The organism is Apibacter sp. wkB309 (genome assembly GCF_002964915.1).
Taxonomy (GTDB): Bacteria; Bacteroidota; Bacteroidia; order Flavobacteriales; family Weeksellaceae; genus Apibacter.
On the sequence record NZ_PSZL01000009.1, the window covers coordinates 1 to 10,289 of the forward strand.

Annotated in this window: 10 protein-coding genes; 9 read left to right on the top strand and 1 reads right to left on the bottom strand. The window is 33.9% G+C overall.

Annotated features, from left to right (window positions below):
• Together C4S75_RS10070 and C4S75_RS05645 are read left to right on the top strand one after the other, a co-directional pair.
• Positions 1 to 1,648 (top strand): RHS repeat-associated core domain-containing protein (locus C4S75_RS10070; RefSeq protein ID WP_304529178.1); only part of this gene is annotated, 1,648 nt, incomplete at its 5' end.
• Entirely contained in the window at positions 1,638 to 2,459 is an 822-nt protein-coding gene (locus tag C4S75_RS05645) for an ankyrin repeat domain-containing protein (protein WP_158254217.1), read from the top strand. The genes C4S75_RS10070 and C4S75_RS05645, both read left to right, overlap by 11 nt.
• A 50-nt stretch (positions 2,460 to 2,509) precedes the next feature.
• On the opposite strand, the gene C4S75_RS10025 is transcribed toward C4S75_RS05645, so the two are convergent.
• Complete coding sequence (locus C4S75_RS10025; RefSeq protein WP_146105576.1) at positions 2,510 to 2,704, bottom strand: hypothetical protein; 195 nt, start codon at positions 2,702 to 2,704, stop codon at positions 2,510 to 2,512.
• Here C4S75_RS10025 and C4S75_RS05650 point away from each other — a divergent pair.
• From C4S75_RS05650 to C4S75_RS05680, 7 genes are all read left to right on the top strand, one after another.
• Positions 2,687 to 3,982, top strand: coding sequence for an RHS repeat domain-containing protein (locus tag C4S75_RS05650; RefSeq protein ID WP_105297353.1), 1,296 nt, complete (start codon positions 2,687 to 2,689; stop codon positions 3,980 to 3,982). The genes C4S75_RS10025 and C4S75_RS05650 overlap by 18 nt on opposite strands.
• 520 nt (positions 3,983 to 4,502) lie before the next feature.
• Positions 4,503 to 4,649: a hypothetical protein gene (locus C4S75_RS10075; RefSeq protein ID WP_158254218.1), complete on the top strand. Its 147-nt coding sequence runs from the start codon at positions 4,503 to 4,505 to the stop codon at positions 4,647 to 4,649.
• Positions 4,624 to 5,169, top strand: a complete 546-nt coding sequence (locus C4S75_RS05660) for a hypothetical protein (RefSeq protein ID WP_105297355.1) — start codon at positions 4,624 to 4,626, stop codon at positions 5,167 to 5,169. The genes C4S75_RS10075 and C4S75_RS05660 overlap by 26 nt, the downstream gene beginning before the upstream one ends.
• Positions 5,170 to 5,518: 349 nt before the next feature.
• Positions 5,519 to 7,849, top strand: coding sequence for an RHS repeat-associated core domain-containing protein (locus C4S75_RS10180; RefSeq protein ID WP_255410592.1), 2,331 nt, complete (start codon positions 5,519 to 5,521; stop codon positions 7,847 to 7,849).
• A 7-nt stretch (positions 7,850 to 7,856) separates the two neighbouring features.
• The gene (locus C4S75_RS05670) at positions 7,857 to 8,414 is read left to right on the top strand and encodes a hypothetical protein (protein ID WP_105297357.1); all 558 of its coding nucleotides are present in this window, start codon (positions 7,857 to 7,859) and stop codon (positions 8,412 to 8,414) included.
• Between the two features lie 100 nt (positions 8,415 to 8,514).
• A complete protein-coding gene (locus tag C4S75_RS10140; RefSeq protein ID WP_221404059.1) occupies positions 8,515 to 9,555 on the top strand; it encodes an RHS repeat-associated core domain-containing protein in 1,041 nt (346 codons plus the stop codon).
• Between the two features lie 11 nt (positions 9,556 to 9,566).
• Positions 9,567 to 9,977, top strand: a complete 411-nt coding sequence (locus C4S75_RS05680) for a hypothetical protein (RefSeq protein ID WP_105297358.1) — start codon at positions 9,567 to 9,569, stop codon at positions 9,975 to 9,977.
• Positions 9,978 to 10,289 lie beyond the last annotated feature (312 nt).

Sequence of the window (10,289 nt, forward strand, 5' to 3'; positions counted from 1 at the left end):
AAAACGCCAAGAGCACAAGAATTATCACTATGATTTAAACGGAAATCTAACCTATGTAAATGTAGAATTAGAGAAGAAGGATTTAAGAAAAACCAGCCAAACGCAAGAAAGGAAATTACGCTGGGATGAAGAAAACCGATTAATGTCCATAGATGATAATGGGTATGTAAGTAACTATGTATACGATGCTACAGGAGAACGAGTAATTAAAACAAGCGGCGAGAGCGAACAAGTGTATATCAATTCCTTATTCTCAGGCGGCAATACCGAAACACAAGGATTCACGGCCTATATCAACCCCTTCTTAGTAGTAAGTCCTAATGGAAAATATACCAAACATTACTACGCAGGAAGCCAACGAATAGTAAGTAAGCTGGGAGATATAGAAAGCTTTGGCGCAGATCCGAGAAGAATAGAATATGCAGGATCAAGCGTACCCGGAGTAACGATCAACTGGAAAGCAAAATACCAAAGAAGCATTGAAGACTTAAAAGGGAACTATGCGTACTTTGAAGTACCGTATAACGGAAAAGACAATGATGATTACGTAAACGGGGAAGGCTTCTGTTGTTCTCAAAATACAGCGTTAAGAGCAGGAATAGGAATCGGCAATGTGAACTATGAGAAAATGCAGTATTATTATCACCCGGATCATTTGGGCAGCTCAAGTTATATCACTAACTTAGACGGCGAAATAGTGCAGCATGTAGAATATGTACCGTTTGGAGAAGTGTTTATAGAAGAGAGAAATAACAGTTGGAATACCCCTTACTTGTTTAATGGAAAAGAGTTAGATGAAGAAACAGGACTGTATTATTATGGAGCAAGATACTATAATCCTAGAGAGAGTATATTCTTGAGCTTTGATCCAATGTTTGAACAAACAGGCACTCCGTATCAATATACGTACCAGAATCCTATTAGATATACCGACCCTACGGGGATGAGTGCAGAAACTGTACAAGAACCTACTCCAAAGGAAGCTGCGGCTATGGCTGCTCATGTATACGGAGATAAGAAGGACGATATATTGATAGGAGGATGGAAAGTTTCTAAAAGAGATTTTGGTAAAGATGTTGTTCTAGAACATAAGGATTCAGGATTTAAATCTCAGATTTATGAGCGGACAGTTGATGGTAACACGGAGTATGTTTATGCTACTGCAGGAACAGAAGATGGGAAAGACTGGAAAACGAATGTTCTACAAGTTGTAGGAGCTTCTCAACAACACTCTCTATCAGCAAAAAATGCTAAAGAAATAGCCAGTCAATTAGAAAATACAGGAGAAGAATTAACTTTTACCGGACATTCATTAGGTGGAGGCTTAGCCGCATTAAATTCTAATTTAACAAGGAATAAGGCCATTACTTTTAATGCTGCAGGGGTAGGAATGGCAACCAAATTACGAGAAGGAGGAGTTACAGCCGCCTTACGAACTGAAGGACTAATAAAGGCTTATATAATGATAACCGATCCTTTAAATAATTTGCAAAATAATAATATCTCAGTACTAGGAATTCTTATGCCTGATGTAAATGGGAAACGGCATTATATAAACCCCACAAGTAATGCTTCCCGATTTAATGGACATAGTATGGATAACATGTTAAAAGAGTTTGGAATAAATGCGAAAAAGTATGCAAAATAGAGTTGTATTAATATGTATTTGTTTTTCTGTTTTTTTACTTCATTGTACTAAGATAGATAGAGAAGCTAAAGTAGATAAGAGTAAGCTATTGGCAAGTGATTATCGTATATATCAGGATACTCCGGTTTGGGGTTTAGCTAAAGCCGTATGGGATGATAATCCTAAAAAGGTAGAGCAGGAATTTAAAAAAAATCCTAAGCTTATCAATTATCAGGATTCATTATATGGTAAAACTTTACTTCATTTAAGTATATACAATGGACAATATAAAGCATTTAAAGAATTATTAAAATTAGGAGCCAATCCTAATATTTCTGATTCTTTACATTGTACATCACCTATAATTCAGGCATGTAGTGACTTTGAAGATAAAACGAAATATGTGGAAGAATTAATTAAGTATGGAGCAAATGTGAATTATGTTGAGTGCAATAAAGGAAAGGAAGAACAAAAGACAAATAGAACTCCATTATCTTCTTCAGTAGGTAATTTGAAATTAGTTAAGTTACTAATAAAGAATGGAGCAAAATTAGATATTAAAAGGGGTAGTGATACAGGTTCAGCTTTTACAGCGTCAATTCAAGGAAGGTATTACGATGTGGCCTTATATTTATTAGAGCAAGGAGCAAGATGTGATATACCCTTTTATCCAAAGTATAAAAATGGCAAAGAAACTGGAGAGTACGTATATATAAAGGATATAATATCTAGTGGCGGTACTATTCATGCTTCAAAGCAATATAATAAAATAGTAGAAATATTGAAAAATAGAGGCTGTATAGATGAATATCCAGCAGACTATCCTAAGTAGTTAAGAATATTAATCAAACCCCGCTAATTACTTAGCGGGGTTTTGTTTTACTATTTGTTAAGCAAATCTAATAGTTCCATTTCATCTTTAGGGATGAGAGTGTGTATAAGTTGCAAGATGTTGTAAAGATCCCATTTGTTGTGTTCTGTGTAATTGAAGTAGGAGAGGTCAGCCAATAAAGCGGTTTGTGTAATTTTACAAAGGGAATTAATGGTTAGGCCTATTTTATGATTGTTACCGCGCATATCAACCCTTACTTAGTAGTAAGTAATAATGGAAAATATACCAAACATTACTACGCAGGAAGTCAACGAATAGTAAGTAAGCTGGGAGATATAGAAAGCTTTGGCGCAGATCCGAGAAGAATAGAATATGCAGGCTCAACCGTACCCGGAGTAACGATCAACTGGAAAGCAAAATACCAAAGAAGCATTGAAGACTTAAAAGGGAACTATGCGTACTTTGAAGTACCGTATAACGGAAAAGACAATGATGATTACGTAAACGGGGAAGGCTTCTGTTGTTCTCAAAATACAGCGTTAAGAGCAGGTATAGGAATCGGCAATGTGAACTATGAGAAAATGCAGTATTATTATCACCCGGATCATTTGGGCAGCTCAAGTTATATCACTAACTTAGACGGCGAAATAGTACAACATGTAGAATATGTACCGTTTGGAGAAGTGTTTATAGAAGAGAGAAATAACAGTTGGAATACCCCTTATTTGTTCAATGGAAAAGAGTTGGATGAAGAGACAGGACTGTATTATTACGGAGCAAGATACTATAATCCAAGAGAGTCAATCTTCTTAAGCGTAGACCCAATGTTTGAAAAAACGATGACTCCATATCAGTATGCATACCAAAATCCGATTAAATATATTGATCCTACAGGGATGGAAGGAGAAAGTGTAACTAAATTTGATGATTGGGTAGAAAAGAATGGGAAATTGTATTTTGATAGTAGAGTTTCAAATCAAGAAACGGCAGAAGAATACTGGGGGCAAGATGCTCAATATAGATCAGAAGGATATGGTATGTATAATGAAGAAGGTAAATATATTTATTTAGAAAATAATAAAGGTAATTTTATTGTAGATGGTCAGTTATATAAAGCATACGATTATGGTAAACCTTCTATATCTCAGAAAGCGATTAACTATGGATTAGATATTTTTTCAAGTTTGTTTGAAGGTGCACAAACATTAGGATATATATTCAAGGGAGCTTTTTATGATGCTCCTAAAAAGGCTATCGAGGAGGGAAGAGCAGAACATATAAAGGTAGATATGGATATTGTTACCTATGGATTTAAAAATGGTGAATTTGTTAAAAATACATATGCTAATCATGCAGAAATGACAGAAGGAGAAAAACATGATGCTTTTGTTGTGCCAAGTGTTAATATTCTTACAGCTCCTATAAAAGGTCCTTTTGGACGTGTGGGTAATTTTATTTTAAAGAATGGAGCTAAAAAAGCTACGCTTGGAGTTGTTGGAAAGGCTGTTAAGGATAAAAAATGACAGATTTTATAGTAAGTTTTTTCAGTTTAATAGGAGGTATAATAAGATGGGTATTTATTTATAAATGCAAAAAGAGTAAGTTTAAAGAAATATTATTAAGCGAATCACAAGCAGATATTATAATAGGCTTAGCTCTTATATTATTAATAAGTTTAATTTTTATTTTTATTAATTTAAAATGATGAAAATAGTAGGTGTTATTTTATTTATACTAGGTTTTTTAGGTATTATAGGATCTATTTCTAACTATTATTTGGAAAGAAATATAAATATATTTAATATAATAATATTTATAATATTTATAGGTGCTGGATTTTATTTTTTAAAAAAGAAAAAAGATAAGTGATTGTGAAATAAAATGAAAATCTAAAAAACTCTATTCAATGAAGATAACCCAAAAAGTTAGACAAAAATGAAGTAAATATTAATAGGAAAAGCCCGATATATAAATCGGGCTTTTTATTGTTACTCTTTGTTCAATAAATCCAAGAATATAAATCTGTATCATGAAAGAGATAATATGTACACACCAGTAATAATTCATCCAATTATTCCAATTCCAGTAAGTTTACGAATAGATTCAGGAAAAGGCGGAGGCTTATTTGGCACGAATAGAGGATTACCATTAAATAAAAATACAAATGCAAAAAAAGCTATTAAATATTAGTTTATTATCATTAGGATTTATATTTGCTCTGCATTCATGTATAAGAGTAAAAAAAATATCTTCAGAAGGATTAAGTGATTCCGATAAAAAATATCTAATAAAAATAGAACGTCAATTTAAAAATGATTCTTTAACTAAAATAGAGTATGCAGTAAAAAAATCAGATTTATTATTACGAAGACGAGAATATGATAAAGCAATAAAATTTTATGAAAGTTTAGATAGTTTAGATGCAGGTTATTTTAAATATCCTATTGAAAAGAAAATTTTATTGAATGATATTATGATTTTAAAATATAATAAAGAAGAAAAGTTTATAGAAAGGGATAGCATTGGGCATTATATGATAAAGTTTTTTAATGATCAAAGTCATAATAATCATGATATTAAAAGGGATAGTTTGGGTATTTATTTAAATTTTTTAAATAGTCAAAAGAATCAAATGTTAAATATGTTATTATATGAACATTTAGATATGGATACGAAAGGAAATATTAAGAAAACAATAAATCATAATTAATAACCAAGTAACCCTGCTATTAGCGGGGTTAATCTTTTAAGGTTCTTTATACATTAAATCCGAGAGTTCTAGCTCGTCAATAGGGATAAGTGAACGAATGAAAGCAAAAAAATTGTAAATATCCCATTGAATGTGTTCGGTTTAATTAGAGAATGAGAGATATCTAAAAAGCCTTTTGGCAATCTTACAAATAGTATGGAGAATAAAAATCAAGATTTAAGTAATCTGAAATAGATCAAATTCATCCAAGATTAACGTAACTCAAACCAAGTACGACAGCTGGAATAAACTAGAGCAGATCATCTATCCTGATCAAGAAAAAGTAGATTATATCTATAATACAGCAGGGTTGTTAACCGGAATTAAAGGAAGCAAAGCTTATAGCTATGACTATGTAAATAAAATAGGCTATGATAAATTCGAACAAAGAAATTATCTTAAATATTGCAACGGCTCGGAAACCACTTATACGTATGATCCAGAAAGAAGAAGACTTAGCGATTTACAAGTTTGGGTATCACCGAAAACGCAAGGAACAAGAGTAAGAACTCAGATCATTAATAACAAATATGCCTATGACGCTGTTAGCAATGTATTGAGCGTATCCAACCAAGCCCCGCTACCTCAGGACAACAAAAAGACTATGGGGGGACAAATGCAGCATGAATATGCCTACGATGGACTTTACCGCTTAGTACAGGCACAAGGAAGTTACACAGGAGCGGATAACAAAACGGCCGCATACAGCTTGCAAATGGGCTACGATAACTTACATAATATCGTAAGCAAAAACCAACAAGTAAGTCAACAAGGCATAATGATTGAAGGCGGATTAAAAGCAGGCTATGACTTATCGTATACCTACGATTCAACGAAAAAGAATCAAATAAAAACCGTTCAAGACATCAATTACAGAGAAGAAGAAAGTAAAGAAGAAGAAAAACGCCAAGAGCACAAGAATTATCACTATGATTTAAACGGAAATCTAACCTATGTAAATGTAGAATTAGAGAAGAAAGATTTAAGAAAAACAAATCAAACGCATGAAAGGAAATTACGCTGGGATGAAGAAAACCGATTAATGTCAATAGATGATAATGGGTATGTAAGTAACTATGTATACGATGCTTCAGGAGAACGAGTAATCAAAACAAGCGGCGAGAGCGAACAAGTGTATATCAATTCCTTATTCTCAGGCGGCAATACCGAAACACAAGGATTCACGGCCTATATTAACCCTTACTTAGTAGTAAGTCCTAATGGAAAATATACCAAACATTACTACGCAGGAAGCCAACGAATAGTAAGTAAGCTGGGAGATATAGAAAGCTTTGGCGCAGATCCGAGAAGAATAGAATATGCAGGATCAAGCGTACCCGGAGTAACGATCAACTGGAAAGCGAAATACCAAAGAAGCATTGAAGACTTAAAAGGGAACTATGCGTACTTTGAAGTACCGTATAACGGAAAGGACAATGATGATTACGTTAATGGGGAAGGATTCTGTTGTTCATCCAATATAGCATCCAGAGCAGGTATAGGAATCGGCAATGTGAATTATGAGAAAATGCAGTATTATTATCACCCGGATCATTTGGGCAGCTCAAGTTATATCACTAACTTAGACGGCGAAATAGTACAGCATGTAGAATATGTACCGTTTGGAGAAGTGTTTATAGAGGAGAGAAATAACAGTTGGAATACCCCTTATTTGTTCAATGGAAAAGAGTTGGATGAAGAAACAGGGCTGTATTATTATGGAGCAAGGTATTATAACCCTAGGGAATCTGTTTGGTTATCTGTTGATCCATTGGCGGAGAAATATCCGAGTATTTCACCGTATGCTTTTGTTAGAAATAATCCAATTAACCGAATAGATCCTCTCGGTCTTACAGATTACAAAGTTAATGGTGAAACTCATACGATAGAAGATGGTCATAATGATGTAAGCATTAAAGTTAGTGAAAGGCAGTTTAATCGACTCCAGCGAAAATTTGATAGAGGCGGTTCAGGATATGAACGTTATATGAATCGACTATCTGTACAGAACGGATTTACGACATTCGGAACTTTTGGAGAAACTTACAAAGATGCAAATGGTGTAATCAATCTTCAAGGTGTATCTATAGTTTCACATAAATCAGGTGGAGACTCTTATGCAGATTGGTCAAAAAACAACACTATTGATAACATTGGTATAGTTAATGACATAGTTGATAATGTAGGTGGCTCTTTAGGTAAAAATGTAGGACTTACACGTTTAGGTTCAAATTTAAAATTGTATTTTGAAACCCCTAATGGTGGAGTGTTTAGAGGAAATCAATATGTTGCTACTACTTCTCTAGCAAAATATGGTTCTAAAATAGGTCGAGTTACCGGCCCGGTAGGATATGCTATAAGTGCAGGGCAGATTGGTTATGGAATTTATAGAGATAATGGACAGTTTGGCTACAATGCACAAGTAGCAACTGGAGGAGTTGTTGGAGGAATGGTTGGTGCTTGGGCTGGAGCTGAAGTTGGAGCATATACAGGTGCCGCAATAGGTGGAGCAATAGGTGTTTGGTTTTTTGGAGTTGGAGCAGCACCGGGTGCTGCAATTGGAGGATTTATTGGAGGAGTTGTTGGAGGTATTACTGGAGGGTATTACGGAGGTGAATTAGGAGAACAAATTGTAAAATAGTGGCATTATGGAGAGGATTTGGAATTATATTCACTATTTTATTTTTTTGTTTGAGAATAATGCAACTTACTTCTTTAGAAAAATATTAAGTTTTATATTTTATCCTATAGCTCAAATTAAATTTTTAAAACAGAGCATACAGAGCATAGAAAAAAGAGGGAGCTCCTTTAAAGAAATAGATAAAGTTGCCATTAATACATTAAATAACCCTGAATATGGAAAAAGTATTACTATTGCTGGCCTCCAAATGGGAGGATTAATGATATTTGTAGAATATAGTTTATTTAATTTTTTACAAGCTATTTTAGGCAAATCACTAATTCAATATGTATGGGAAGATAGTTTATATAAATGGATTTTTATTGTTATGTTATTAATCATACCAACAATAATTAATTATTTTCTTTTATGGAAAAATGACAAATACCTAACCTACTTTAAAGAATTTGAAAAAGAACCAAAAATAAAAAAACAAAAATGGGCTTGGATAAGTTTTGGGGTAGTTGCCAGTATAGTACTTTTACTGATATTTAGTTTTTGGATAATGACAAACAATATAGCATAACAACAAAAACCTTGCAATTTGCAAGGTTTTTTTATTTACAGCATATCAGAATACAGCCTTAAGAGCAGGAATAGGAATCGGCAATGTGAACTATGAGAAAATGCAGTATTATTATCACCCGGATCATTTGGGCAGCTCAAGTTATATCACTAACTTAGACGGCGAAATAGTGCAGCATGTAGAATATGTACCGTTTGGAGAAGTGTTTATAGAGGAGAGAAACAACAGTTGGAATACCCCTTACTTATTTAATGGAAAAGAGTTAGATGAAGAGACAGGACTGTATTATTATGGAGCAAGATACTATAATCCGCGAGAAAGTATCTTTTTAAGTGTAGATCCCTTATATGATAAAACAATGTTAATATATCAGTATACCTATCAGAACCCAATAAAGTATACAGATCCAACAGGAATGAAAACAGAAGGCGTAGATCCAGAGAATGAGACAGTATTACCAGAAATAGAAGTAATAGGAAAAAGAAGACCGTCCAACGATGAAGTAACCAAGCAACAGCAGGAAAAAGAAAGACGCTCAAGAGAAGCCTATCAACGATATTTGGATGCCTATGGCGGAAAACCCTTAATGCATACAGATGATGTAAAGAACTGGACGTTAGGAGCATTATGCGTGATGTTCGGACCGGTTGCGGCTTATGAAGGCATAGCAGCAGGATTCTTTAGTTTATCCGGAGGAGCAACAACTACAGCCGTTTTAGGTAGAGTAGGCACAGATGCAGCTGTACAAACGGCGGCAAACATGACTACAAACGGCGGAGATTTGACCAAAGCTATAGGAGACGTCAACCTTACCCAGAGCGGATTAGCAGGATTGGGTATGAATTACGTTGGAAATGCCTTGCTATCTGCAACAACACAAATAACTGTTGGAAACCCTACTAAAACAATATTCAATGGAACAATGAGTAAAGGAGATTTTGTAACTCAGGCAACCTTAGGCGTAATAGGAGGAGCTGCAGCTACAGGAATCAGCGGTTCACAATTATTTAAAGGAACCGTAATCGGGACATATATGCAAACCAGCGTACGCTTTGGTCAAACAGCAGGAAGCAGAGCCGCAACTGTACTTATGAATGCCCCGGATTATGGAGTCAATGTAATTCAAAATAAATTGGATTAGAAAAAAAACTAATGAATAAGTTTATAGAAACTTTACGCTATTATTTAGTTGAAAAGGGATCAAAATGGAATTATTTAATTATTATAATACCTTTTATAGGAGTTTTAATATATAATCATATTAAAGTTAGTCCACTTAAATATGGCAATTACACGATAGGATATATAGATCGGATCTATTGGCCTATAGTAAACCATAAAAAAGTAAGCTATGAATATATCGTAAACGGTAAAGAATATTCTAAAAGTAGTATTTATAATAGTGACAAAAGACCTAAAAAAGGACATCGATATTTAGTTCAATTTTCATTGGAGGATAATAATGTATCAGATATATTCCAGGATATTCCAGTACCGGATAGCATAAAGCAAGCTCCGCCAGGAGGCTGGAAAGAGCGTCCCGAATGGGCAAAAGGTAAATAGAAATCAAAAACCTCGCATTATGCGAGGTTTTTTGATTATATTATTAATTTTTCAAATTAACAAATGGATATACCGGTTTATTAGAAAATTATGATTATCGTTATGGAATACCGTTAACTAGTAAAGATATCAACGGATATTTCACAGAAACCACAATAGATAATCTGGGAAGAATTGAGACCATCACCGGACCCAATGAATTGGAATTGGATTTACCTTATACCATAAAATATAAGTATAATCCGTCAGTAGTTTTAAATTCAGATGGAGATATTGAAAACCCAGCTTATGCAATAACTTATCATTACAATC

Bases quoted from the DNA above. Each gene is read 5' to 3' on its own strand.
- C4S75_RS10140 (WP_221404059.1), top strand. From the start codon at position 8,515: ATGCAGTATTATTATCACCCGGATCATTTGGGCAGCTCAAGTTATATC.
- C4S75_RS05680 (WP_105297358.1), top strand. From the start codon at position 9,567: ATGAATAAGTTTATAGAAACTTTACGCTATTATTTAGTTGAAAAGGGA.
- C4S75_RS05670 (WP_105297357.1), top strand. From the start codon at position 7,857: ATGGAGAGGATTTGGAATTATATTCACTATTTTATTTTTTTGTTTGAG.
- C4S75_RS05650 (WP_105297353.1), top strand. From the start codon at position 2,687: ATGATTGTTACCGCGCATATCAACCCTTACTTAGTAGTAAGTAATAAT.
- C4S75_RS10025 (WP_146105576.1), bottom strand. From the start codon at position 2,704: ATGCGCGGTAACAATCATAAAATAGGCCTAACCATTAATTCCCTTTGT.
- C4S75_RS05660 (WP_105297355.1), top strand. From the start codon at position 4,624: ATGCAAAAAAAGCTATTAAATATTAGTTTATTATCATTAGGATTTATA.
- C4S75_RS10075 (WP_158254218.1), top strand. From the start codon at position 4,503: ATGTACACACCAGTAATAATTCATCCAATTATTCCAATTCCAGTAAGT.
- C4S75_RS05645 (WP_158254217.1), top strand. From the start codon at position 1,638: ATGCAAAATAGAGTTGTATTAATATGTATTTGTTTTTCTGTTTTTTTA.